The sequence below is a fragment of the Streptomyces sp. NPDC058335 genome (genome assembly GCF_042723915.1).
GTDB lineage: Bacteria > Actinomycetota > Actinomycetes > Streptomycetales > Streptomycetaceae > Streptomyces.
Genome location: NZ_JBHXHX010000008.1, coordinates 268428 through 291545, shown reverse-complemented (window position 1 = coordinate 291545; position 23118 = coordinate 268428). Strand labels below are relative to the sequence as shown.

The window sequence follows — 23118 nt, the reverse complement described above, 5'->3', positions numbered from 1 at the left end:
GTCTGGCTGCTGCCGTCCTTCGCCGTGCTGGTCCGTGCCGGGCACCCGCGCGTCGCGGGCGCCCTGTACGCGGTGCTGTGCACCAGCGTGGTGTGGCTGTGGTTCGACGACGCCTCCGGCATCGACGGCTTCCTCGGCGGCAGCCTCTACACCTGGATCACCCTCGGCCTGCTGCTGTGGCTGCCGGTCGGTCAACGTGCCGAGCGGCGGCGGTCCAGGAGTCGCAGCACCAGGGCGACGGAGACACCGCCGAGCACGGCGGCGCCCGCGACGACGACCGCCTCCGACCAGCCGGGCCCGTCGTCGTCCGCGGCGACCGCGCCGGATGCGGTGACCGCGGCGGCGGCCACGGGCGTCGCCTCCGGACCCGGCCTCGGCCGCGCCCGCAGCGCGTCCAGCGAGCCCACCGGGTCGACCCGCCCGGCGGCCCCGAACCCCCAGTCGAGCAGTTCGCGCGCCTCCTCGTAGACGGCGAGGCCGCCGCCGGCCTGGGGATTGAGCACCGTCACGAGGAGGGTGCGGTCGCCCCGCCGGGCGGCGGCCACGAGGGTGTTGCCGGCGTTGCTGGTGTAGCCGTTCTTGATGCCGATCAGCCCCGGGTACCGCGCGACCCCGTTGGTCCCGCTGAGCAGACGGTTGGTGTTGACGATGCCGTACGTCCCCCCGTCGCGCCCTGGGAAGCGGGCCTCGGCGGTGGCGCAGTACCGGGCGAAGTCCGGGTTGCGCAGCCCGGCCCGCCCGAACACCGCGAGGTCGTACGCGGAGGACACCTGGCCGGGGGCGTCGTACCCGTCCGGGGACACCACGCGGGTGTCCAGGGCGCCGAGCGAGCGGGCCTTGGCCTGCATGCGGGCGGCCGTGGCGCGCCATCCGCCGTTGAGCGCGGCCAGTACGTGCACGGCGTCGTTGCCGGAGCTGAGGAACACCCCGTGCCACAGGTCGGAGACCCGGTACGACCGTCCCTCGGCGACTCCCACGAGGCTGCTGCCGGCTCCGATCCCGGTCAGCTCCGTCTCGGAGACCCGGTGCCGGATGCCTCCGGGCAGGACCGGCAGCACCGTGAGGGCGAACAGGGTCTTGAGGGTGCTGGCGGGAGGCAGTGTGCGGTGCGCGTTCGACGCGGCGAGCACCTCGCCGGTGCCGGCGTCGGCCACCAGCCACGACAGCGCGGAGACGGCCGGAACGCCGGGTGCTCCGGGGCGTGGCCGGACCTGCGTACCGGAGCGGTACAGCAGGGCGGGCCGCGGTGCCGTCGCGTGCGGCCCGCCGGCCGGACCGGGGTCCGCCCCGGCGGGAGCGGCGGACGCCGCGGGCCCGAGGACCAGGACGCCTGCCGCACAGAGCACGCAGGCCGACGCAGCGGCCCGAGAAGAGAATCCGATCGTCATATGATCAACGTAGGAATGCGGCGGGCCTTCCCCGCGCTGCCCGTGCCGCACAGGGGGGTGCGTGCACCCGGATGCCGCAGCGGTCCGGTGACACCCCGGAGGCGAGGGGATCAGGCGGCCGGGAGGGTCGGCTGGATGCGGCGGATGAACGTCGCGTTGTCCGGCGTCGCGCGCATCCGCTCCAGCAGGGTTTCCAGGTTGGCCTGGCCGTCCCGGGTCTGGAGGGCCCGGCGCAGACCGCGGGCGGCGGTCAACTCGAGGGGGGAGAGGAGGAGTTCCTCGCGGCGGGTGCCGGAGGTGTTGATGTCGACGGCCGGGAAGACGCGGCGCGAGGCCGGTTCGCGGTCGAGGCGCAGCTCCATGTTGCCGGTTCCCTTGAGCTCCTCGAAGTAGAAGTCGTCGGCGCGGGAGCCGGTCTCCACCAGCGCGCTGGCGAGGATGGTGAGCGAACCGCCCTCCTCGGCGGTCCGCGCGGCGCCGAAGAACCGCTTGGGGCCGATGAGCGCGCCGGCGTCGACGCCGCCGCTGAGGGTGCGGCCACCGGCGGCGGCCGCGTTGTTGTGGGCCCGGCACAGCCGGGTCAGGGAGTCCAGCAGGATCACGACGTCCTCGCCCGCCTCGACGAGCCGCTTGGCCCGTTCGATCACCAGGTCGGCGAGTGCGATGTGCTGCTTGGGGGCCTGGTCGAACGTGGAGGCGTAGACCTCGCCGCGCACCGAGCGCCGCATGTCGGTGACCTCCTCGGGGCGCTCGTCGAGCAGCAGCACCATCAGCCGGGCCTCGGGGTGGTTCCCGGCGACGGCGGCGGCGAGCTGCTGGATGAGGACGGTCTTGCCGGTCTTGGGCGGTGCCACGATCAGCCCGCGCTGGCCCTTGCCTACGGGCGCGAGCAGGTCGACGACCCGTCCGGCGAGCCCGGCCGCCGGGTGTTCGAGGCGGAGCCGCTCGTGCGGGTGGAGGGGCGTCAGGTCCCGGAAGTGACGGCGTCCGCGCAGCGCGTCCGGCGTACGTCCGTTGACGCGCGCCACGTCGGTCAGGGCGCGTCGGCCGTCGCGCAGCCCTTCGACCAAGTCGCCCTTGCGCAGGCCGAGCCGGCGGATCAGCGCGGGCGCGACCTGGACGTCGTCGGGGGCGGGCAGGCAGTCGGCGGCGCGCAGGTGCCCCTTCCCGTTGCCGTCGATGTCGAGGACACCGGTGACGAGCTGGGCCTGGGGCTGCTGCTGCCGGACAGGGGGGTGTTCGAGTGTGGTGGTCATGGTGGTCGGTCCTTTCGGGACACAAGGCATGAGGCGTGTGAAGGAAGGGGGTGAATCCGCGAGGGGGAGGGGCGGTGTACACGCGCCTCCGGCGGTGGGGAAGCAGGACCTCGGACACGGGGAACCGCTGCTCACGAGGTTTCTGCGGAAGAGCCGGCGCACCGACCGGGATCGGCGGGCGCAACAGCGAACTGGGAGAAGAACCGCACCGGCGCCCCGAAACGGGGGCGTACACGGGTGCTGTGGGGGAGCCTAACACTCACCTCGCCGTGATGGCCAGGGATGCTGGGCTTCCACCCCCCTCAACACGGGACCGGGTCCAGCTATTCCGGGGTTGTTCCTTCCCTGGTCCGGACCGGAGTGTCGTGGGTCGGTGCCAGATGTCCCCAGACCATAACGATCCGGGACGACAAGGGACTTGACCTCCTAGGCTGCACTATCTTCACGTCATGTCCACGCCGCCCAAGCCTCCGCAGGAACCCGAGCAGCCGTCCGGGGCGCCGGCTCCGCCGAGTGCGTATCCGTATCCGAATCCGCAGTCGCCGGGCCCAGGGTCGGCGGCGAGTCACCCGCCTCCCGCCGCGCCCGTGCCGGGCCAGCAGAACTTCTACGCCACTCCCACCCTGGTCGGCCAGCCGGGCCAGCCCGCGGTTGGTCATCCGTACGGCCGGCAGGGCCCGTATCCGTCGGTTCCCCCGCCGCCGTCCGGCGGCGGAGGCGGGGCCGGACGGGCGGTGCTGTGGGTGGTCGTGGGCGCGGTCGTCGCCTCCGCGGCCTGGGCGGCGGGCGTCTTCCTGATCGGAGGGAAGGGTGCCGACGCGGACCTGCGCGGCTACACGGCGCCGGCGAACCTCTGCTCCAGCACGGACTACTCCTCCTTCGAGACGGAGTACCCGGACAACGACGGCTCGCCGACGCACAACGCCCTCAAGGACCCGGCGCTCGACGAGAGTTACTGCAGCATCAACCTGAAGAAGACCGGGTCGAGCTACGCCGACGCCTACCTCTCCACGCAGATCGACCTGCACAGGAAGTCCGACCCCGGGCCGGAGTTCACGGCCATGTGGAAGAACTACGAGGAGCGGTACCCCGGTTACGACGTGGAGACCGTCGAGGACATCGGCGACGAGGCCTACCTGGTCAGCGAGGACACCACCAGCGGCTCCAGCAGTGGTTCCCTCTACGCCACGCTCGCCGTGCGGGACGGCTGGACGACGTACACGATGAGCTACAGCGCGTACCTGTCCTCCTACGATGACGACGACAAGGACCCGCCGTCTCTCGACGACGTCAAGGACTGGATGAAGACGGATTCGAAGAGCACGCTGGACCAGCTCAAGGACTGACGCCCGCGCACGCACGGTGGCCGGCTCACGGGGGTTTCCGCCCCGCGTGCCGGCCGCCGTTGTGTTCAGCGGGCGCGCGCCTCGGCCTCCTTCGCGATCCGCTCGAACCGCGCCCCCATCGCCTCGGCCAGCGCGTGTGCCCCGGACAGGGGCCGCACCATCACCGTCAGCCGGTCGATGAGCCCGTCCTCGCCGACATGGATGAAGTCGCAGCCGCTCAGCTCCCGCTCGCCGACCCGCGCGGTGAACACCAGCGCGTGGTCACGGCCGTCCGCACCGGCGAGTTCCTGCTCGTACCGGAAGTCCTCGAAGACCTCCGCCACCGCGCGCAGGATCGCCGCGGTGATCGCCTTGCCGGGGTAGGGCTTGAACACGACCGGGCTCGTGAACACCACGTCCTCGGCGAGCAGGGCCTCCACCGCGTCGAGATCGCCGGCCTCGACCGCCTCTCGGAACGCGCGCATCCGATCACCTCATACTCAATTAGTTGACTAAGTGCGGATGACAATAATCACTTGCTGTTACCGTGTCCACATGTCGCTCAAGTACGCCGTCCTGGCCGCCCTCCTGGAAGGCGAGGCCTCGGGCTACGAACTGTCCAAGGTCTTCGACGTCTCCCTCGCGAACTTCTGGCCCGCGACCCCGCAGCAGCTCTACCGCGAACTGGAGCGCCTCGCGCAGGACGGCCTGATCGAGGCACGGGTCGTGCGGCAGGAACGCCGGCCCGACAAGCGGATGTTCACGCTCACCGAGGCCGGCCGCGAGGATCTGGGCGCCTTCGCCGCCGCACCGCCGCGCCGGCCCACCGCCATCCGGGACGAACTCCTCATCAAGATCCAGGCGATGGACGGCGTCGGTGTCGACCCCGCGACGACCCGCGCGCAGATCGAGGAGCGGATGAGCTGGGCGCGCGGCAAGCTCGACCGGTACCTGAGGGTGCGCGAACGCCTCCTCGCCGGGCGCACCGAGGACGAGTTCCTGCGGGAGGCCGACCGGATCGGCCCCTACCTGACGCTGATGGCCGGCATCGCCTTCGAAGAGGAGAACCTGCGCTGGTGCGAGCGGGTTCTGGTGCACCTCCGGCGGCGTACCGCCGTAGGCTGACGCCGATGTTCAGCCCCGAAGGACCCACGCTGCGCGAACTCGCCGTCCAGGCCCTGTCGTCCGTCGAGCGCGGCTACGACCTGCTCGCGCCGAAGTTCGACCACACGCCCTTCCGCACCCCCGACCCCGTCCTCGACGCGGTCATGTCGGCCCTGCGCCGGACGGGCCCCTACGACGACGGCCTCGACCTGTGCTGCGGCACGGGCGCCGGCGTCGACGCGTTGGCCACGCTCTGCCGGAACAGCGTCACCGGGGTCGACTTCAGCGAGGGAATGCTCGACATCGCGCGCGGGCGGGCCCGTCCGCCGGAGCCGCGGGTGTCCTGGGTGCGGGCGGACGCGCGCGCCCTGCCGTTCACGGACGCCTTCGACCTCGTCGTCAGCTTCGGCGCGTTCGGGCACTTCCTGCCGAAGGAACTCCCCGGTCTCTTCGCCCAGGTTCACGGGGCGCTGCGGCCCGGCGGCCGGTTCGCGTTCCCGGTGCTCGCGCCGCCCCGGCCGTCGTCCCCCGCGTTCTGGATGCTCCTCGGCTTCGACGCGGTCATGCGGGTCCGCAACGCCGTGTGGCGTCCCCCCTTCGTCATGTACTACCGGGCCTTCCGGCTGGGCGAGGTCCGCCGGGAGCTGGAGCGCGCCGGGTTCCGGGTGGACCTGCACGCCCTGCCCGAGTTCGGGACGCGGGGCGACGGAAGTCCACGGGTCCGGATGGTCGAGGCGCGCCGGACGGACTGAGGCGGTCGGACGCGGTCGGGGTCAGTCGGCCGCCGGCAGGGTGAACGTGTAGACCAGCGCCTCCTGACGGGTCTCCACCACCAGATCGGTGATCTCCAGAGGCCGCGCGTACTGGTCGTGCACGTGCCGGGTCACCCGCATCGACGGGGCGTCGTCCGGGCGGGTGATGGAGTCCCGGTGGTGCAGGGTGAGCCCGGCCCGGCGCATCCAGTCGTAGACGCGCCGGAGCTGCGGGGAGCCGGCGGTGTCGGCGCGGTCGCGGTAGCGGGCGAGTTCGTCGACCTCGGCCAGCGCCACCGCGGAGAAGGACGTCACGGCCGTGCGCAGAGGGCGTCCGTCCGCGCCCGTCGACTCGTAGCGGTGGACCAGCGTCGGCCGGTGCGGGGCGAGGTCCAGGGCGGTGGCGTGCTCGGGCGGAGGCGGCTCCCAGCTCAGCGCGGTGCGGTCCACCGCGCAGGCGTCGTCCCCGGTCCGCGAGCCTACGGGAAAGGCGAGCCAGGCCGGATCGGCGACCGGTGATCCCGGCAGGACGGCGTGGCTGCCGCGCCGGTCGGTGGCGACCACTCCGTCACGGCGCAGCACCTCCAGCGCCTGCCGGACGGTCACCCGGCTGACCCCGAAGTGCTGGGCCAACTGTCGTTCGGCGGGCAGTCGTTCACCGGGCGGGATGGTGCCGTCGCGCAACTCGCCGAGCAACTCCTTCGCTATCCGCCAGTAGAGGGGTTGATCAAGGGGGATGGTGCGGGCCATGCCGCGCGCCTCCTGGGGTGACGTGCCGTGCGGGCTTGTGCACCACCAGATCTAGCATTGGTCTAAACCACTAGGGAAGGGTGGGCGGGCCGAACGGCTGAAACCGGACCGCCCACCACCCCGTCACAGAGCGCTGTACACGGCCTTCACCAGCGCCATCTTCCGCGGATCGTCCGCGATATGAGGCCCCATGCGGTTCATCACGTACCCCAGCGACAGCCCGGCCTCCGGGTCGGCGAGACCGCACGAGCCGCCGAAACCGTCGTGTCCGAAAGCCCGCGGGTTGGGCCCGTAGGAGCCGTTCGGGCCGCTCAGCCACAGGCCGAGCCCGATCTCCGTGTCGTGCGGGAAGCCGGGGCCCAGCACCAGGTCCCGGCAGCTGCCCTGCCCCTCACGGACCCGCTCGGCCGCCTCCGGGGACAGGACGCGCCGGCCGCCGACGGAACCGTGGCCCGCGAGGGCGCCGTACAGGGCGGCGACCGCCCGTGCCGTGCCGTGGCCGTTGGCGGCCGGGATCTCCGCGGCCCGCCAGGCGGGCGTGTTCGCCTCGCGTGCGCCCGCCAGGGGATTGGTCACAGCGGCGAGGGCCACGGGTGCCAACTGGGCGAGGACTGCGGCCTGTTCACTGCTCGACACGGCCGGCGGATGCACCAGCTCAGCCGCCCGCCCGGCCTCCTTCTCCGGCAGTCCGATGGTGAAGTCGATCCCCAGCGGCCCCGTCACCTCGCGCTCCAGGAAGGCGCCCGGCAGCAGCCCCGAGACACGCCGCACGACCTCGCCGACCAGGAAGCCGTAGGTCAACGCGTGATAGCCGGATCGGGTGCCCGGCTCCCACCAGGGCTCCGTCGCCGCGAGGCGGGCGGTGGTCAGCTCCCAGTCGTAGAGCTGCTCCAGCGTGTGCGGCTCGCGCAGACCGGCCAGTCCGGCGCGGTGCGACAGCAGATGCCGGACGAGGACGTCCTCCTTGCCCGCCGCGGCGAACTCGGGCCAGTACGCCGCCACCGGGGCGTCGAGGTCGAGCAGGCCCCGGTCGGCCAGGATGTGCGCGCACAGCGCGGTCGGCCCTTTGGACGTCGACCACACGTTGACCAGTGTGTCCCGCTCCCACGCGCGTGTGCGGGCCGCGTCGGCCCAGCCGCCCCACAGGTCGGCCACGGTCACGCCGTCGACCGTGACGGTCACCGCCGCACCCAGTTCCCCCCGCTCCCGGAAGTTCTCCTCGAACGTGGCGCGCACCGCCGCGAAACGCTCGTCGCAGTGGCCGTGAACCTCTGGCACGTGCTCGGACATGGGTCCTCCGTGATCCGCCGGGACCCGGACCGCGACCCTGCGGTCCGGGCACCCCGAACATACCGACTGGTCGGATCAGGGGGAAGATGTGATCAGGACGTCACGCGTACGACCGCACCCAGCGCACCTTTGCCGCCTCGTGGTACGGGCCGCCGCCCTCGTGGTCGTTGAAGTCGTACACCTCGATCTTCCGGTCGTCGTGCGCCCACGCGTTGAAGGCGGCGAACACCGTCGACGGCGGACACGTCTGGTCCTCCAGGGCCACCGAGAACAGGGCGGGCGCCGAGCCGCGGGAAGCGAAGTGCACACCGTCGAAGTAGGACAGGGTGCGGAGCGCGTCCTGCGTGCGGCCGCGGTGCGTCTTGAGGAACAGGCCGATCTCCCGGTAGGGGTGGCGGTCCGTCAGTGTCGCCGCGCGCGGGAAGTCGCACAGGAACGGCACGTCCGGCGCGACCGCCACCAGGTCCGGCACCAGGCCGCCCACGGCGATCGTGATGCCGCCGCCCTGGCTCGCGCCGAGCGCCACCGTCCGCGCCGCGTCCGTCAACGGGTGCGAACGGGCCGCCTCGACGGCACGCACCGCGTCCGTGAACACCCGGCGGTAGTAGTAGTTCTCGGGGGCGTCGATGCCCCGGGTCATGAAACCGGGGAACGCGGGTCCGGCGCCCACCGGATCAGCGGTACCGCCACCGCCGCCCCAGGCGCTGCCCTGGCCGCGGGTGTCCATGACGAAGTGCGCGCGGCCCGTGGACGCCCACAGCAGGTGCTCGTGCGGCAGCCCGCGGCCCCCGCCGTAGCCGACGAACTCCACGACCAGCGGCACCGGTTCCGTCGCCGCCGCCGGAAGGGTCAGCCAGGCCTTGACCGGATGGCCGCCGTACCCGGCGAACGTCACGTCGAACACCCGCACGGTCTCCAGCCCCGTGTCGACCGGCTCGAAGCGGGCGTCCAGGTCGTGCTCGCGGGCCTCCTGAAGGGTCTTGGACCAGAACGCGTCGAAATCCTCCGGCTCGGCGGATCCACTGCGGTACTCGTGGAGTTCCTCCAGGGACAGGTCGAACAGGGCCATGAGCAACCGCCTTGTGATGAGTGGCCGTACGGATGATCACACCGTACGTGGGCGGTGGGAGCGCTTACCAGACCCCGGGACCAGGCACGATGCGGTCCCGGCCGCCGTTCTCACGCGCTGCGCCGGGTCCACTCCGGCCCGGTCCGCGCCCACTCCCGGTCCCACTCCGCCAGCCGGTGCCGCAGGGTCACCCGGCGCAGGACCGCGTGCCCGAGCAGCACCGCGGCCGCCGTGCCGCCCGCCGTGGCCACGCCGAGCGTCAGCGTGTGCTGCCACACCGCGGTGCCGTCGGGCGGCGGCGGGACGCTCCGGCCCCGCGCGTCGAACCACACGTCGACCATGTCTCCCCGGTGGGTGCCGGCGGGCACGAGCGCGGTGGCCCTGCGCGGGGCCTCGCCGGGCTCCGTCCAGCGCACGGCGACCCGGTAGCGGTGTTCCCGGGCGCCTTCCGCCGTCGGCAGCGTGTCGGGCGGCCGGCCCACCACCTCGGCCCGCACCTGGTGCCGCTCGGCCCGCTGCTCGGCCGCCACGGCCAGGGCGTCCGCATGGGCCCACCGGCCGGCGAGCGACCCCGCCAGCGGTGCGCCGATCAGGACGAGGACCGCCACCACCAGCACCGTCCACGCCTCCACGACGTCCGACCGGCGGCGCAGGGGGTTGTGCCGCCAACGCCAGCCGTGCAGCCCGGTTCGCATGTCGACCTCCTCGCCGTCACGCGGACGAGTGCCCACAAGGAGCGGATACCCCGTACGGAGGCAATCGTTTCATCTTTCGGGCGAGCCCGACATGTCAGCGGTGGCCGGAAATGTCGACAGCGGGGTCGGCGGGCGGGCGCCGGCCGCAGCGGGGCGTCAGCCGAACCGTTCGATCCGGATCCGGTCCACCGGCTGCCCCGCCTCCACCAGCAGCCGCGACGCGTGCTCGGCGAACCCGTTGGACCCGCACACGTACGCCTCCCAGCCGCCCTCCGGCCGTTCCGCGAGCACCGGCGCCAGATGGGCGGCCGTGAGCCGGCCCACGGGGGTGCCCACCGGCGCGCTCCGCGTGAACACGGGCGTCGTCTCCGCGCCGTACTCCCGCGCGTAGATCAGCTCCTCGGGGCCGCGCGCGGACACCAGCAGCCGCAGCGGGACCGCGAGGCGCCCGGCCCGGTGGTGGCGCACCATCGACATCAGCGGTACGACCCCGGAGCCGGCGCCGATCAGCAGCGCCGGGCGGTCGCCGGGCCAGGCGAAGAAGCCGCTCAGCGGGCCACGGACCTCGACCTCGTCCCCGGGCCCCGCCACGGTGTGGAACCAGCCGGACACCTCGCCGCCGTCGACATGGTCCAGGGTCAGCTCGATGTGCCCCGAGTCGTCGGGCGCCGACGCGATCGAGTAGTGCCGCTGGGCGAGATACCCGTCCGCGGCCCGGAGCCGCAGCATCAGGTGCTGCCCCGGCAGATGCCCCTCCCAGGCGGGCACCGCGAGACGGAAGGTCGCCGCGTACGGCGTCTCGCGGCGGATCTCGGTGATGGTGGCCGTCTGCCACACCGACGCCGCCCGGTTGCTGACGGCGATGCGGCCGGGCACCGCGAACCGGGTCGGGGGAGCGAAGGTCTCAGTCACCGGAGTACCTCTGCTCCTCCCAGGGGTTGCCCCGCGCGTGGTAGCCGTTCTGCTCCCAGAAACCCGGCTCGTCGTGGTCCAGGAGCCGCAGACCGGAGACCCACTTGGCGCTCTTCCAGAAGTACAGGTGCGGCACCAGGAGCCGCGCCGGGCCACCGTGCTCGGGGGAGAGGGGCTCACCGTCGTACTCGAAGGCGATCCACGCCCGCCCGCCGGTGAGGTCGGCGAGCGGCAAGTTGGTGGTGTACCCGGTGTGCGAGTACGCGACGGCGTGGGTCGCGGACGCCTGCGGCCGGACCGCCGCCAGGAACGCGTCCAGCGACACGCCCCCGAACCGCACCCCGAACTTCGACCAGCTGGTGACGCAGTGGATGTCGCCCTCGTACCGGGAGGCGGGCAGCGCGTGCGTCTGCTCCCACGTCCAGGTGCGGGGCGCGTCGACCAGCCCGTCGATCCGGAAGCTCCAGTCGGCGGGCGCGAGGTCGGGCGTGACCTCGGCGGACAGTACGGGCCAGTCGTCGCCCGCGTCGTACTGGCCCGGGGGCAGGCCCGGGTTGTCGACGCGCGGGCGTCCGGTGAAGCCTCGGGTGACGTTCATGGGGGATCCAGCGTGAGGGCGACGGTTGCTTACGCATTCAACCGTACGGGCAAGTCAGCCGTGCTCCGGACCCCGTCCGGCCGCCGATCGTGAAGCGTGTATGAACACCGCGGCGCCTCGGGAATAGCCGTCCCCCGATCCCCCTTGCACGTGTCGTTCCGGACCCAGTGGTCCGGCGGCAGCGAAGGAGAGTGGGAGCAATGCCGAAGGCGTACGTCTTCACGCGGTACGGCGGCCCGGAGACCGAGGCGCTTCTCGACGTGGACCGGCCCCGTCCGGGCCCCGGCCAGGTGCTCGTCGCGGTGCGCGCGGCGGGGGTGAACCCCGTCGACTGGAAGCAGCGCACGGGCTACCGGCGCCCCGGCGAGAGCGGTGAGCGGGTCTTCCCCGCCGTCCTGGGGAACGAGGTCGCGGGTGTCGTCGTGGAGACCGGCGCGGACGTCACCGGCTTCGCACCCGGCGACGAGGTGTTCGGCAACGCCGTCGCGGGCGGCTACGCCGAGTACGCGCTGCTCGCGACCGGGCTCACCGCGCACAAGCCCGCCGCCCTGTCCTTCACCGACGCCGCGACCCTGCCGGTCGCCGCCGCGACCGCCTACGACGGCGTCCACCAGCTCGGCCTGCCCTCCGGGGCGACGCTGCTGGTCACCGGCGCGGGCGGAGGCGTCGGCGTGGCCGTCGTACAGATCGCCCGCGCGCTCGGACTGCGCGTCGTCGGCGTGGCGAGCGAGGGCAAGAAGGAACTCCTGGAGTCGCTGGGCGCCGTGCACGTCGCGTCCGGGCCGGGCTGGGCCGAGCGGGCCCGCCTCGCGGCCCCGGACGGCGTCGACGGCGTCTACGACCTCGTGGGCGGTGAGGTACTGCACGAGGCCGCCGCCCTGTCGGAGGACCGGGCGAAGCTGATCACCGCCGGGGCCCCGCCCGAGGAGGTGCAGCGGCTGGGCGGCGCCCGCGTGGCCCGCGCCCGCAACGCGGAGGTCCTCCGGGCGGTCGCCGACCTCGTCGTCCGCGGCGAACTGGACCCGCACGTGACCCGGACCTACCCGCTGGAGCAGGCGGACCGGGCCCTGCGCGAGGTCGAGGACGGCCACGCCCGCGGCAAGGTCGTCATCGAGATCGGAACGGCGATATGAGCCGGAACGAGTCCCGGCACGTCCTGGACAACCCCGCCCTCGCCTCCCTCACCGGCCCGCACGCCCGCTTCGCCGAGCGCCGCGGAAGGGTCCTGCGCTACCCCGTCGACGTGTCGCCCTGGCTGGCCCTACCCGACGACCCGGACGCCGACGACTGGGCGGACCTCGCCGCGCTCGCCGGCCCCGACGGGGAGGTTCCGCTGCCCGGGTTCCGCGGGGAGGTGCCGGCGGGCTGGGAGATCACCCAGCACATCGAGGGCGTGCAGTTCGTCGACGACGGGCTGGCCGCCGCGCCGGACGCGGAAGCGGTCCGTCTCGGCCCCGCCGACGTCCCCGAGATGCTCGCCCTGGTCGCCCGCACCCAGCCCGGCCCCTTCGAACGCCGCACCGTCGAACTCGGCACCTATCTCGGCATCCGCCGCGACGGCGCCCTCGTCGCCATGGCGGGCGAGCGCCTGCACCCACCGGGCTGGACGGAGATCAGCGCCGTCTGCACCGACCCCTCCGTCCGCGGCCAGGGCCTCGCCACCAGGCTGATCCTGGCCGTCGCCCACGGCATCCGGGAACGCGGCGAGACCCCCTTCCTGCACACCAGCGCCGCCAACACCGGTGCCGTCCGCCTCTACGAGTCCCTGGGCTTCCGCCTGCGCCGCAGGACGGCCTTCCTGGCGGCACGGGCCCCCGAGCGGGACGCGGTGCCGGTGGCCTAGCCGCGCCGGGGGGAGCGGGGTCGGGGCCGGGGCTCAGCCCGCGTCCGGCGCCCCGCTCCCGCCCCACGCGTTGTACCGCACCAGATACTCCGCGAACCGCTCCAGATCCCGCTCCGGCCACTCGGCGAGCCGCTCGCGGAAGGCCGCGCGGCGGCTCTCGGTGACCTGGGCGAGGATGCTGCGGCCGGCGTCGGTGAGGTGCAGGACCTGGACGCGGTGGTCGGTGGGGTCCTGACGACGCTCGATCAGGCCGGACCGCTCCAGCGCGGTGACCTGGCGGCTGACGGTGGACTTGTCGAGGGCGTAGTGCGCGGCCAGGTCGGTGGCCCGGCAGCCGCCGCTGTCCTCCAGATGACCGAGCAGCGTGTACGACACCAGGGACAGCTCGGGATGCAGCCGGCCGGCCGAGGCACGGGCGCGCCGGGCGAAGGCCGTCATCTCGCGCTGGATGGCCTCCACCGCCTCGCGTGCGTCCACCTGGTCTCCCTCACCGCTTCCTCACCCGCCTCGTTGCACAGTACAACTTGACGCGGGGGTGCGCAGGGGCGGGCCGTGACCGGGGGTCCGGCCTGCGGCAGTTGGGATAAGGTGGCCGACGGCCGCGGACGACCCCGGCCCTGAGCGACCGAGGAGGTGGGACCGATCACCGCAGTGTCAGGTCGGGTGCTCTCTCCCCAGGACGGCGCGGACCGCCGGTAGGCGACCGCGAGAGCGCCCTTCGGCTTCCGAAAGGCTCTCGGCTTCCATGCCCCCTCTTTCTTCTCCTTCCGCTCCCTCGTCCCCCTCGTCGTACCCCTCCCGTGATGCCGTCGTCGTGGCGCTGCGCGCCGCCGGATGTGTCTTCGCCGAGGACGAGGCGGAGCTGATCCTCGCCACCGCCCGCACACCGGACGAACTGACCGCCATGGTGGAGCGCCGTGCGGCCGGTCTGCCCCTCGAACTCGTCGTCGGCTGGGCCGAGTTCCTCGGCCGCCGCGTCGTCGTCGAACCGGGCGTTTTCGTGCCCCGCCGCCGCACCGAGTTCCTGGTCGGCCAGGCCCTGGCGGAGGCTCCGCACGCGTCCGTCGTGGTGGACCTGTGCTGCGGCTCGGGCGCGGTCGGCGCCGCCCTCGCCTCGGCGCTCGGCGGGGTCGAACTGCACGCCGCCGACATCGACCCGGCCGCCGTGCGGTGCGCCCGCCGCAATGTCGCCGCCCTAGGCGGGCACGTCCACGCCGGGGACCTGTTCGGCGCGCTCCCCGGTGAACTGCGCGGCCGTATCGACATCCTGGCGGCGAACGTGCCGTACGTCCCCACCGGCGAGGTCCCCCTGCTGCCCGCGGAGGCCCGCGAGCACGAGCCCCTCACCGCCCTCGACGGCGGAGCCGACGGCCTGGACATCCTGCGCCGGGTCGCCGGTGCGGCGGCCGGCTGGCTGGCGCCCGGCGGCTGCGTGCTCGTCGAGACGAGCGAACGCCAGGCGGCGGACGCCGTCGAGGCGTTCCGGCGGGGCGGCCTCACGGCGCGTCCGGCCGTCGACGAGGAGCTGTACGCCCATGTGGTGATCGGGACCAAGGCGTAGCGGTCAGGCCGCGACGCCGCCTCTTCGGTCCCGGGGAGCGGCGCCGCGGTCCCACGGGAGTCACGGGGTCTGGGCGCGCGCCACCAGCAGGGCCACGTCGTCGTGGTTGTCGGGGTGGTGCAGCGCCCGCAGCAGCAGGTCGCACAGCTCCTCCAGCGGGCGCGCCGGATCGTCGAGGAGCGCGAGCAGCGCGTCCAGGCGTTCGTCGAGGGAGTGCTTGCGCGTCTCCACCAGCCCGTCGGTGTACAGCACGAGCTGGTCGCCGGGGGCGAAGTCGACGTCGGTCGAGGAGAAGGCCACCCCGCCCACCCCGAGCGGTGCCCCGGTGGGCAGGTCGAGCAGCTCCGGCGGGTGTCCGGGACGTACGCGCGCGGGCGGCAGGTGTCCGGCGTTGGCGATCCGGAACCGCCCGAGGCGCGGGTCGTGGACGGCGTACACGCAGGTCGCGATGTAGTGGTCCAGGCCCGAGGTGATCCGGTCCAGGTGCTCCAGGAGCACCGCCGGATCGAGGTCGAGGGAGGCCAGCGTGGTCGTCGCGGTGCGCAGGCGGCCCATCGTGGCGGCGGCGTCGATGCCGCTGCCCATGACGTCGCCGACCACGAGGGCGGTCTTGCCGTCCTCCAGCGGGATGACGTCGAACCAGTCGCCGCCCACCTCCGTGGTCGCCCCCGCGGGCTGGTAGCGCGAGGCCACCTCCAGGCCGCCGGTCACCGGCGGGTGGCTCGGCAGCAGGCTGCGCTGGAGGGTGAGCGCGGTGCTGCGGGCGTTCTGGTACCAGCGGGCGTTGTCGATCTGCACGGCCGCGCGGGCCGCCAGCTCGCGGGCGAGCAGCAGATCGTCGCGGCCGAACGGCAGCGGGTTGCGGGTCCGTTTCAGGTCGAGGGCGCCCAGCACCTCGCCGCGCGCGATGAGCGGCACCGCCAGATAGGAGTGCACGCCCGCCCGCGCCAGCAGTCCGGCGGCCTCGGGAGAGCGGGCGATCCGCGCCAGGTCCTCGTCCTTGACCTGCGCCACCATGACCGGCCGGCCGGTGCGCACGCACTCGGTGACCAGCCGGTCGGGTGCGTAGCGGGCGATGCGGCCGGGCGGATCGGCCGCCCTCAGGGCGTCCGGCGCGTCGGCGGCGCAGACCGCCAGGGCGCGGATCACGGCGGGCTCCGAGGGACCGAGGCTGGTGCGCCGGCCCGACACGACCGCGTCGAGCAGGTCCACGGCGGCGATGTCGGCCAGTTCCGGCACGGCCACGTCGGCCAGTTCGCCGGCCGTGCGTTCCAGGTCGAGCGTGGTGCCGATGCGGGCGGAGGCGTCGGCGATCAGGGCGAGTCGGCGGCGCGCGGCCTCGGCCTCGATGCCCGCCCGGTACTGGTCGGTGACGTCGACGACGGAGAGCGCGACGCCCAGCACGGCGTCACGGGTGTCCTCCAGCCGGTACAGCGAGACGGACCAGGCATGGTCCTGGTCGGGGTCGGCCGGCGTACGGCCCATCGCGAACCTGTCGACGAGCGGCACCCCGGTCCGCAGCACCTCGCGGACCGCCGACTCCAGGGCATCGGTGTCCAGCATCGGGAGCACCTCGCGGACCGTGCGGCCCAGGTGCTCCTCGGCGGGGACGCCGTTGATCCGCTCCAGCGCCGGGTTGACCGACACGTACCGCAGCCGCGTGTCGAGCACGGCGAGGCCGATGGGGGACTGGGTGACCATGCGCGTCGACAGGGCCACGTCCCGCTCCAGCCGGCGCACCGTGGACCGGTCGGCGGCGAGACCGAGGGCGTAGACGTCGCCCCGGTCGTCGACGAGCCGCATGTTGCGGAACTCCACGAGGCGGGTGCTGCCGTCCTTGCGCCGGATGGGGAAGGCGCCCTCCCAGCTGCGGCCGGTCGCCATGACGTCGGAGAACAACTGCACGACCAGCTCGACGTGCCGTTCGTGGACCATCACATGCGCCGCGTACCGCCCCAGCGCCTCCCTGGCCGGGTAGCCGAACAGTTCCTCGGCCTGCGGACTCCACAGGACGATCCGGCCCCCGGTGTCCAGCACGACCGAGGCCACGTTGAGCACGTCCAGCAGGCCGCTGGGCCCTGTCGGGCCGCCGGCCTCGGCCGAGGTCGATCCGGCTGCACTCATGCCACGCACCGCCTCCGCATGTCGACGCGGCACGCCGTCCCCCGTGCCGACTCCCCCAGTTCTACCGCGCTCAACCGATTTATCCCACGCCTGGGGCACCGTTCCCATGCTCCTCCAGTACGGCGGCGCGCGCCGTTCTCCTCATGGTCCACACCAGTCCATTCGATTGGTCTGTACATGACCATCGGAGTTGGCCACACTGTCCGCCGAGCGCACCCCACCCCCGTCGGAGGAGACCCATGCCCCTGCGCCCTGCCCGCGGACGCCGTCACATCCTGCGCACCGCTCTGATCGCCCTTGCCACGGCCACCGCCGCGGCCCTGTGCGCCGCCCCGCCCGCGGCGGCCGCCGAGACCTGGACCGAGGTCGGTTCCGACCGCGCCGACCCGCTGACCGAGAGCCAGGGCCTGGCCTCGGTCGAGGTCCCGGCGAACAGCGCCAACCGCTACACGGGCATCGGGACGATTCCCTTCGGCGTGAGCACCCGCGGCTGGAACCACGTCGGCGACCCGGACGCCTCCTACGACGGTTACTACGTCGAGCCCTACCAGCGGGACTCGGGAACCTCGAAGATGTACCGCGTGCAGGCGCCGGGCGGTGGCTGGTCGGAGTACGTGCACGCGCTGAGCCCCGGCGAGGCCCTGAACAACTCCTGGGTGGCCATCGCGCCGGGCGGCCAGTGGATGCTCACCGGCGAGTGGGGCACCATGACCCGGCTGATCGTCCTGCCGACGCCCGGCGTCAACCCGAGCACCTCGCCCTCGGCGAACCTGCCGCAGGCCTCCACCGTCCGCCTCGACCGCGCGGTGCGCGACGTCCAGGGCTGCGACTTCACCGGCCCGACCACCCTGCTGTGCTCCTCCGACGACCCGGCGGGCACCCTCTTCGGCATGACCAAGCCGCTGCTCCAGATCGACCTGTCGGCCGAGCCCGGCGGCTCCGGTGACGTGAACGGCCATGTCACCGCCCTGCGCCAGCTGCCGCTGCGCAGCTCCTGCTCGGGCTCCTTCGAGACGGAGGGCATCGACTACGACCGCCGCACCGGCACCTTGCGGGTGATCGTCGTCTCACCCGGCTTCTGCGTGCTGACGGACAGCAAGACGTACCGCTTCACGCGCTGACGTCCGTCTCCCGGGCGGGGCGGCCAGGTGGTGCCCGCCCGGGAAAGTAATGCTTTTCTTGGGATGTGGCGCGGTTCGCGGGGAACCCGCGACATCGCGCCACCGCCACGAGAGGAGCGATCACGATGGACCGCGAGCGACCGCATCCGGAGCCCGTCACCCTCGAGATCAGCGATTGCAGCAAGGAGGACGCCCGGATCGTGTTCGACACGCTGTGCGCCTGCTTCGAGTCCGACCGCTGTGCCGACGACGTGCCCGAACAGCTTCACGAGACCCGCCCGATGGTGTGGCTCGGCACCTTCGAGGTCAGCGACGTGCACGACTGCGCCCGCCCGGCCCGGCTGTCGTCGTCCGTCACGGCCGACGTCCAGGGCGGCTACTGGGCGATCGAGCGCTTCCGCGCGACGCTGGACTCGATGTTCCGGGTGAAGGACCTCTCCTCCGCCTCCGGCGACCAGGAGACGGAGCTGCACCTGCTGCTCGAGAGCCGGTGACGGGCCGGTGCCGCCGGGAGGGAGCGGTGACGTGACGAAGGCGACGTGGAGCCGATTGTGCAACTAGTTGCATAACCCGTGCGCGGTCCTCTACAACTACAGGGGCACGACACCGCGCACGGAGGGCCCCGATGAGCCGATACCCGCACCTGCTGAGCCCGCTCGACCTGGGCTTCACCACCCTGCCCAACCGCGTCCTCATGGGCTCGATGCACGTAGGCCTGGAAGAGGCCGAGGACGGCTTCGCGCGCATGGCGGAGTTCTACGCCGCCCGCGCACGCGGGGGAGTGGGCCTGATCGTCACCGGCGGCATCGCCCCCAACGACGAGGGGCGACCGGGCGTGGGCGGTGCGAAGCTCACCACGGACGCGGAGGCCGAGGAACACCGGACGATCACCGGGGCAGTGCACCGCGAGGGCGGCCGGATCGCGATGCAGATCCTGCACTTCGGCCGCTACGCCTACCACGAGGACCTGGTCGCGCCGAGCGCGCTCCAGGCGCCGATCAGCCCGCACGTGCCCCGCGAACTGACCGACGCCGAGGTCGAGCGGACCATCGACGACTACGCCCGCGCCGCCCGCCTCGCCCGGCGGGCCGGCTACGACGGCGTCGAGATCATGGGCTCCGAGGGCTACCTCATCAACGAGTTCATCGCCCTCCGGACCAACCACCGCACCGACCGCTGGGGCGGCTCCTACGAGAACCGGATGCGCTTCCCCGTCGAGATCGTGCGGCGGGTGCGCGAGGCGGTCGGCGAGGACTTCATCGTCATCTACCGGCTGTCGATGCTCGACCTCGTGCCCGGCGGCTCCACGCTCGACGAGGTGGTCACCCTCGCCAAGGCCGTCGAGGCGGCCGGCGCCACCCTGATCAACACGGGTATCGGCTGGCACGAGGCCCGCATCCCCACCATCGCCACCTCCGTGCCCCGCGGCGCCTACACCTGGGTGACCAAGAAGCTGATGGGCGAGGTCTCGGTCCCGCTCGTGACCACCAACCGCATCAACACCCCTGAACTCGCCGAGCAGTTGCTCGCCGACGGCTGCGCGGACATGGTGTCGATGGCCCGCCCGATGCTCGCCGACCCCGACTTCGTCGGGAAGGCCGCGGCAGGCACGCCGGAGGCCATCAACACCTGCATCGGCTGCAACCAGGCCTGCCTCGACCACACCTTCAGCGGCAGGATCACCTCCTGCCTGGTCAACCCGCGCGCGTGCCACGAGACCGAGCTGGTGCTCACCCCGACCCGCCGGCGCAAGCGCGTCGCGGTCGTCGGCGCCGGACCCGCCGGACTCGCCTGCGCGGTCTCGGCGGCCGAACGCGGCCACGCCGTCACCCTGTTCGACGCCGCGGCGGAGATCGGCGGCCAGCTCAACGTGGCCCGCAAGGTCCCCGGCAAGCAGGAGTTCGACGAGACGCTGCGCTACTTCCGTCACCAGCTCGACGCCCACGGCGTGGACCTACGTCTCAACACACGGGCGGCGGCAGATGACTTGGCGGCCTACGACGAGGTCGTCGTCGCCACCGGAGTCAGCCCGCGCACCCCCGACATCCCCGGCGTCGACCACCCGAGTGTCGTCGGCTACCTCGACGTCCTGCGCGACGGCGCCCCCGTCGGAGACCGTGTCGCGATCCTCGGCGCGGGCGGCATCGGCTTCGACGTCGCCGAGTTCCTCACCGACGGCGGCGACAAGGCGAGCGAGGACCCGGCGACGTACTTCCGGCAGTGGGGCGTCGACATGGACTACCAGGCGGCCGGCGGCCTCGCCGAGCCCGAGCGGACCGCCCCGCCGCGCAGCGTCCACCTGCTCCAGCGCAAGACCGGCAAGGTCGGCGCCGGACTCGGCAGGACCACCGGCTGGATCCACCGCACGGAACTCAAGCACCGCGGCGTGCGCATGGTCCCGGGCGTGCGCTACGACCGCATCGACGACGCGGGACTGCATGTCACCGTCGGCGAGCGGAGCACGGTCCTGGAGGTCGACACCATCGTGCTGTGCACCGGCCAGGACCCGCGCCGGGACCTGTACGACGAGCTGGTCGCCGCCGGCGTGAGCGCGCATCTCATCGGCGGTGCCGACGTGGCCGCCGAACTGGACGCCAAGCGGGCCATCAAGCAGGGCACGGAGCTGGCGGCGGCCCTCTAGGCCCTGTCGTTCGGGTGAGGGGGGGCAGGGGCGGAGCCCTGGCGGCCGACGACAACGCGGCGAGGTGCGGCACCGGACCCCGCGAGCCCGGCATGATCCGAACGAGAGGCCCCAGGCCTCTCGTCAGGCTCCGTGGCCCGGCCCCGCGCGTCCCTAGGATGAGCCCATGTCACTCCCGCACGCGATCCTCACCGCCCTCCTCGAGAAGCCGTCGTCGGGGCTGGATCTGACCCGTCGGTTCGACAAGTCGATCGGCTACTTCTGGTCGGCGACGCACCAGCAGATCTATCGCGAGCTGGGAAAGCTGGAGGCCGAGGGCTTCATCCGGGCCCAGCCCACCGAGCAGCCGGCCCGCGGGCAGCGCAAGAGCTACGAGGTCCTGCCCGCGGGCCGCGCCGAACTCCGGCGGTGGACCGCCGCGGCGCAGGACCCCAAGCCGCACCGCGACGCCCTGTTCCTGCGGCTGCGCGCCGCCGCCGTCGTCGGCACCGCGGGCCTCGAAGCCGACCTGCGCCGCCATCTCGACCTGCACCGGCGGCAGTTGGCCGAGTACGAGGAGATCGAGAAGCGGGACTTCCCGCCCGGCGACGACAGTGCGCAGGTCCGGCTCCAGCACCTGGTGCTGCGCGCGGGCATCGAGCTGGAGACCTTCTGGATCCAGTGGCTGGCCGAGGCGCTGGAGAAGCTCCCCGACCCCGCCGAGCAGGCCCCGTAGCCTCTCGGCCGCCCCGCGCCCTACGGCAGCAGGTCCAGCAACTGCTTGGTGTGGCCGGGCAGTTCCATCGCCGCCAGGCCCGTGACGAGGTCCCTCAGCGGCACGAGCCGATCGACCTGGACCTGGCCGTGGGACAGCAGCAGGGTGGGCACGGGGGTGTCCAGTTCCGCCTCGCTCAGCGGCGCGACGAGCGCGCAGAGGGCTTCTCCCTGGAGACGGACGCGCTCCCGGAGTCCCGCTTCCCCACCGGCGAGCGCGATCACCCGCCCCAGGGTCCAGGAGTCCTGCGCGACCCGGTTGTCGTACGTCGTGACCGTGCCGGAGGCCGCGGAGACGACGGCGGTGACGGTGACGGCGTCGATGAGGCTGACGTGCGCCAGGATCTGCCCGGCGTCCCACTCACCCGCCGGGGGCGGGTTCTCGGCGCCGGTTGCGGCCACGGTTGCGGCCGCCTCCAGCAGCGCGCGGTGGGCGTCGCGCAGCGGGGTGGTGTCCATGGTCTTCTTCTCTCTCCCGTGGCACGGGATCGTCGCGAGGGCACGGGCGGGAAGGACCGCGGCGGCTCAGCCGTGTGCGCGGTTCATCTCCCAGGGCGCCTGCGGCAGGACCTCTCCGGTCTCCAGCAGCGACTTGAGATTGGCCAGCACGGCCGGCCAGCCGTGTGCAATGCCGCCCAGCATCTCCCTGTCGGGGAGCTTCTCGTGGGTCACGGTGAGACGGACGATGTCCTGGTGGGGCTCGACGAGGAAGGTGACCACCGACGGCTCCCGCGGCTCCGCCGCGTCCGGGGTGTCCTCGAAGGTGATGACCAGGCGCGTCGGCGGTTCGGTCTCCAGCACCGTGCCCACGACGTCGACCACGCCTGACCCGTCGGCGCGGCGGTGCTCCCACGCGGAGCCGGGCTTCCAGTCGGAGACGTTGGCGTGTCCCCAGTAGCGCGCTGTCAGGTCGGCGTCGGTCAGGGCCTGCCAGACCTGCTCCGAGGTGGCGCGGATGTAGGTGACGTAGACGTAGTCCGGCACGGGTGCGGTGATGGTGGGCATGGCGTACTCCTGCGTGCCGGATGTCGGTCGAGAGACCGCTTCGAGGTTCACGGCCTCATTATGCAGGTAATTACCTGCATAATGTCAACGGTGGGCCACGACGGGGCCCGCATGACGGCGCGGGCCTGGTGGACAGCGCGTCCGAGCTGTCCACCAGGCCCGCGCCGAGTCGCTCCCGCGACGGAGGGCCTGCGGCGGAATCCCTACAGCCGGTACGGCTTCGTCCGGCGGCGCAGGAACCAGACCGTCGCGATGACGCCCGTGCCGACCAGGGCACCGCCCGCCACGAGGGTGACGGTGCCGTAGTCACGGGTCGCGCCGCCCATGCCGCCCAGCACGCCGCGGGTCGGTGAGGCCGTCGCGGAGATCGTCGGTGTGGACGCGGGGGACACGATCACCGACTGGGTTCCGGCGGTGCTTCCGCTGGAGCACATCACGACCACCGTGTGGGTGCCCGGGGAGACGTTGGACCAGGCCGCGGACTGGCTGACGGTGGTGCCCGACAGGGCGACCTGGCGGCCCTGGGCGAAGTTCGCCTGGTTGCTGGCGAGCAGCGCCGCCGTGCCCCAACTGCCGTTGATCTGGGTGCACGCACTGGTCACCACGGACACCGTGGAGCCGGACGTGTTGACGGAGATCCCCGAAACCCGCGCGGCGGCGGGCTGCGCGGTCACGGCGAGGGGCAGGGCGGCGGCGGCTGCCAGGGTCAGTCCGCAGCGGGCCAGCAGAGGGGAAGAGCGGGCGAGAAGAGGGGAAGTTCGCATCGGATGTCCTCCGGCTGCACGGTTGGCGACCTTGCGCCGCCGAGGGTCGGGTACGCCCGTGCTGCCACAGGGGCAGCCAACGTCCCCCCGGCCCGGCCCGCACCCCGGCCGCAGCCGGACAGGTGACGGGTTCCTCCGGACGGCCCAGCGCGGCGCCCCGCCCGCTT

General features: G+C 73.0%; 23 protein-coding genes and 1 pseudogene. 10 read left to right on the top strand and 14 right to left on the bottom strand.

The features are described from left to right. Positions 1-191: 191 nt before the first annotated feature. Complete coding sequence (locus ACFWJX_RS18075; RefSeq protein WP_383243642.1) at positions 192-1388, bottom strand: D-alanyl-D-alanine carboxypeptidase family protein; 1197 nt, start codon at positions 1386-1388, stop codon at positions 192-194. A gap of 110 nt (positions 1389-1498) precedes the next feature. Further along, on the bottom strand, positions 1499-2644 hold the full coding sequence (gene rho / locus ACFWJX_RS18070) for a transcription termination factor Rho (RefSeq protein WP_383243640.1): 1146 nt from the start codon (positions 2642-2644) through the stop codon (positions 1499-1501). Between the two features lie 449 nt (positions 2645-3093). Here rho and ACFWJX_RS18065 point away from each other — a divergent pair, with 449 nt between their 5' ends. After that, a complete protein-coding gene (locus ACFWJX_RS18065) occupies positions 3094-3990 on the top strand; it encodes a hypothetical protein (RefSeq protein WP_383243637.1) in 897 nt (298 codons plus the stop codon). 65 nt (positions 3991-4055) lie between these two features. Here the strand turns inward: ACFWJX_RS18065 and ACFWJX_RS18060 are convergent, their stop codons facing one another. Continuing rightward, on the bottom strand, positions 4056-4454 hold the full coding sequence (locus tag ACFWJX_RS18060) for a nuclear transport factor 2 family protein (protein ID WP_383243634.1): 399 nt from the start codon (positions 4452-4454) through the stop codon (positions 4056-4058). Positions 4455-4524: 70 nt separating this feature from the next. Here ACFWJX_RS18060 and ACFWJX_RS18055 point away from each other — a divergent pair, with 70 nt between their 5' ends. After that, positions 4525-5094, top strand: coding sequence for a PadR family transcriptional regulator (locus ACFWJX_RS18055; protein WP_383243632.1), 570 nt, complete (start codon positions 4525-4527; stop codon positions 5092-5094). A 5-nt stretch (positions 5095-5099) separates the two neighbouring features. After that, the gene (locus ACFWJX_RS18050) at positions 5100-5825 is read left to right on the top strand and encodes a class I SAM-dependent methyltransferase (RefSeq protein ID WP_383243629.1); all 726 of its coding nucleotides are present in this window, start codon (positions 5100-5102) and stop codon (positions 5823-5825) included. A 21-nt stretch (positions 5826-5846) separates the two neighbouring features. Here ACFWJX_RS18050 and ACFWJX_RS18045 read toward each other — a convergent pair whose 3' ends face one another. From ACFWJX_RS18045 to ACFWJX_RS18020, 6 genes are all read right to left on the bottom strand, one after another. Further along, positions 5847-6575 (bottom strand): GntR family transcriptional regulator, encoded by a 729-nt coding sequence (locus tag ACFWJX_RS18045; RefSeq protein ID WP_383243626.1) that lies wholly within the window; start codon positions 6573-6575, stop codon positions 5847-5849. Between the two features lie 123 nt (positions 6576-6698). Beyond that, positions 6699-7865 carry a serine hydrolase domain-containing protein gene (locus tag ACFWJX_RS18040; protein ID WP_383243623.1) on the bottom strand — a complete coding sequence of 389 codons (1167 nt, stop codon included), beginning with the start codon at positions 7863-7865 and terminating at the stop codon, positions 6699-6701. Between the two features lie 100 nt (positions 7866-7965). Beyond that, positions 7966-8934 (bottom strand): acetylxylan esterase, encoded by a 969-nt coding sequence (locus tag ACFWJX_RS18035; protein WP_383243620.1) that lies wholly within the window; start codon positions 8932-8934, stop codon positions 7966-7968. Positions 8935-9044: 110 nt separating this feature from the next. Further along, positions 9045-9629, bottom strand: coding sequence for a hypothetical protein (locus tag ACFWJX_RS18030; protein ID WP_383243617.1), 585 nt, complete (start codon positions 9627-9629; stop codon positions 9045-9047). Positions 9630-9785: 156 nt separating this feature from the next. Beyond that, entirely contained in the window at positions 9786-10541 is a 756-nt protein-coding gene (locus ACFWJX_RS18025) for a ferredoxin reductase (RefSeq protein WP_383243615.1), read from the bottom strand. Further along, positions 10534-11139 (bottom strand): sulfite oxidase-like oxidoreductase, encoded by a 606-nt coding sequence (locus ACFWJX_RS18020; protein ID WP_383243612.1) that lies wholly within the window; start codon positions 11137-11139, stop codon positions 10534-10536. The genes ACFWJX_RS18025 and ACFWJX_RS18020 overlap by 8 nt, the downstream gene beginning before the upstream one ends. Positions 11140-11339: 200 nt before the next feature. Here ACFWJX_RS18020 and ACFWJX_RS18015 point away from each other — a divergent pair, with 200 nt between their 5' ends. Continuing rightward, complete coding sequence (locus ACFWJX_RS18015) at positions 11340-12272, top strand: NADP-dependent oxidoreductase (RefSeq protein ID WP_383243609.1); 933 nt, start codon at positions 11340-11342, stop codon at positions 12270-12272. Beyond that, on the top strand, positions 12269-12982 hold the full coding sequence (locus tag ACFWJX_RS18010) for a GNAT family N-acetyltransferase (protein ID WP_383243607.1): 714 nt from the start codon (positions 12269-12271) through the stop codon (positions 12980-12982). Before ACFWJX_RS18015 ends, ACFWJX_RS18010 begins: the two co-directional genes overlap by 4 nt. 33 nt (positions 12983-13015) lie before the next feature. Here the strand turns inward: ACFWJX_RS18010 and ACFWJX_RS18005 are convergent, their stop codons facing one another. Continuing rightward, entirely contained in the window at positions 13016-13459 is a 444-nt protein-coding gene (locus tag ACFWJX_RS18005) for a MarR family winged helix-turn-helix transcriptional regulator (RefSeq protein ID WP_383243604.1), read from the bottom strand. A 268-nt stretch (positions 13460-13727) separates the two neighbouring features. Between ACFWJX_RS18005 and ACFWJX_RS18000 the strand changes: the two genes are divergently transcribed. Next, entirely contained in the window at positions 13728-14543 is an 816-nt protein-coding gene (locus tag ACFWJX_RS18000) for a putative protein N(5)-glutamine methyltransferase (protein WP_383243601.1), read from the top strand. A gap of 60 nt (positions 14544-14603) precedes the next feature. On the opposite strand, the gene ACFWJX_RS17995 is transcribed toward ACFWJX_RS18000, so the two are convergent. Then, positions 14604-16667: a SpoIIE family protein phosphatase gene (locus tag ACFWJX_RS17995; protein WP_383243598.1), complete on the bottom strand. Its 2064-nt coding sequence runs from the start codon at positions 16665-16667 to the stop codon at positions 14604-14606. A 239-nt stretch (positions 16668-16906) separates the two neighbouring features. Between ACFWJX_RS17995 and ACFWJX_RS17990 the strand changes: the two genes are divergently transcribed. From ACFWJX_RS17990 to ACFWJX_RS17975, 4 genes are all read left to right on the top strand, one after another. Further along, complete coding sequence (locus ACFWJX_RS17990; protein WP_383243595.1) at positions 16907-17788, top strand: hypothetical protein; 882 nt, start codon at positions 16907-16909, stop codon at positions 17786-17788. Between the two features lie 125 nt (positions 17789-17913). Beyond that, positions 17914-18282: a hypothetical protein gene (locus ACFWJX_RS17985; protein WP_383243592.1), complete on the top strand. Its 369-nt coding sequence runs from the start codon at positions 17914-17916 to the stop codon at positions 18280-18282. Positions 18283-18413: 131 nt separating this feature from the next. Continuing rightward, complete coding sequence (locus ACFWJX_RS17980) at positions 18414-20429, top strand: FAD-dependent oxidoreductase (RefSeq protein ID WP_383243590.1); 2016 nt, start codon at positions 18414-18416, stop codon at positions 20427-20429. Between the two features lie 166 nt (positions 20430-20595). Further along, positions 20596-21144: a PadR family transcriptional regulator gene (locus ACFWJX_RS17975; RefSeq protein ID WP_383243587.1), complete on the top strand. Its 549-nt coding sequence runs from the start codon at positions 20596-20598 to the stop codon at positions 21142-21144. A gap of 20 nt (positions 21145-21164) precedes the next feature. Here the strand turns inward: ACFWJX_RS17975 and ACFWJX_RS17970 are convergent, their stop codons facing one another. The 3 genes and pseudogenes from ACFWJX_RS17970 to ACFWJX_RS17960 form a co-directional block, all read right to left on the bottom strand. Then, a complete protein-coding gene (locus tag ACFWJX_RS17970; protein ID WP_383243584.1) occupies positions 21165-21641 on the bottom strand; it encodes a hypothetical protein in 477 nt (158 codons plus the stop codon). A gap of 66 nt (positions 21642-21707) precedes the next feature. Next, positions 21708-22172: pseudogene (locus ACFWJX_RS17965) on the bottom strand (SRPBCC family protein); the annotation flags it as partial. A gap of 218 nt (positions 22173-22390) precedes the next feature. After that, complete coding sequence (locus tag ACFWJX_RS17960; protein ID WP_383243581.1) at positions 22391-22951, bottom strand: hypothetical protein; 561 nt, start codon at positions 22949-22951, stop codon at positions 22391-22393. Positions 22952-23118 lie beyond the last annotated feature (167 nt).

Coding starts and splice junctions, on each gene's coding strand:
- ACFWJX_RS18075 (WP_383243642.1), bottom strand. CDS start 1,388: ATGACGATCGGATTCTCTTCTCGGGCCGCTGCGTCGGCCTGCGTGCTC.
- rho (WP_383243640.1), bottom strand. CDS start 2,644: ATGACCACCACACTCGAACACCCCCCTGTCCGGCAGCAGCAGCCCCAG.
- ACFWJX_RS18065 (WP_383243637.1), top strand. CDS start 3,094: ATGTCCACGCCGCCCAAGCCTCCGCAGGAACCCGAGCAGCCGTCCGGG.
- ACFWJX_RS18060 (WP_383243634.1), bottom strand. CDS start 4,454: ATGCGCGCGTTCCGAGAGGCGGTCGAGGCCGGCGATCTCGACGCGGTG.
- ACFWJX_RS18055 (WP_383243632.1), top strand. CDS start 4,525: ATGTCGCTCAAGTACGCCGTCCTGGCCGCCCTCCTGGAAGGCGAGGCC.
- ACFWJX_RS18050 (WP_383243629.1), top strand. CDS start 5,100: ATGTTCAGCCCCGAAGGACCCACGCTGCGCGAACTCGCCGTCCAGGCC.
- ACFWJX_RS18045 (WP_383243626.1), bottom strand. CDS start 6,575: ATGGCCCGCACCATCCCCCTTGATCAACCCCTCTACTGGCGGATAGCG.
- ACFWJX_RS18040 (WP_383243623.1), bottom strand. CDS start 7,865: ATGTCCGAGCACGTGCCAGAGGTTCACGGCCACTGCGACGAGCGTTTC.
- ACFWJX_RS18035 (WP_383243620.1), bottom strand. CDS start 8,934: ATGGCCCTGTTCGACCTGTCCCTGGAGGAACTCCACGAGTACCGCAGT.
- ACFWJX_RS18030 (WP_383243617.1), bottom strand. CDS start 9,629: ATGCGAACCGGGCTGCACGGCTGGCGTTGGCGGCACAACCCCCTGCGC.
- ACFWJX_RS18020 (WP_383243612.1), bottom strand. CDS start 11,139: ATGAACGTCACCCGAGGCTTCACCGGACGCCCGCGCGTCGACAACCCG.
- ACFWJX_RS18015 (WP_383243609.1), top strand. CDS start 11,340: ATGCCGAAGGCGTACGTCTTCACGCGGTACGGCGGCCCGGAGACCGAG.
- ACFWJX_RS18010 (WP_383243607.1), top strand. CDS start 12,269: ATGAGCCGGAACGAGTCCCGGCACGTCCTGGACAACCCCGCCCTCGCC.
- ACFWJX_RS18000 (WP_383243601.1), top strand. CDS start 13,728: ATGCCCCCTCTTTCTTCTCCTTCCGCTCCCTCGTCCCCCTCGTCGTAC.
- ACFWJX_RS17995 (WP_383243598.1), bottom strand. CDS start 16,667: ATGAGTGCAGCCGGATCGACCTCGGCCGAGGCCGGCGGCCCGACAGGG.
- ACFWJX_RS17990 (WP_383243595.1), top strand. CDS start 16,907: ATGCCCCTGCGCCCTGCCCGCGGACGCCGTCACATCCTGCGCACCGCT.
- ACFWJX_RS17985 (WP_383243592.1), top strand. CDS start 17,914: ATGGACCGCGAGCGACCGCATCCGGAGCCCGTCACCCTCGAGATCAGC.
- ACFWJX_RS17980 (WP_383243590.1), top strand. CDS start 18,414: ATGAGCCGATACCCGCACCTGCTGAGCCCGCTCGACCTGGGCTTCACC.
- ACFWJX_RS17975 (WP_383243587.1), top strand. CDS start 20,596: ATGTCACTCCCGCACGCGATCCTCACCGCCCTCCTCGAGAAGCCGTCG.
- ACFWJX_RS17970 (WP_383243584.1), bottom strand. CDS start 21,641: ATGGACACCACCCCGCTGCGCGACGCCCACCGCGCGCTGCTGGAGGCG.
- ACFWJX_RS17960 (WP_383243581.1), bottom strand. CDS start 22,951: ATGCGAACTTCCCCTCTTCTCGCCCGCTCTTCCCCTCTGCTGGCCCGC.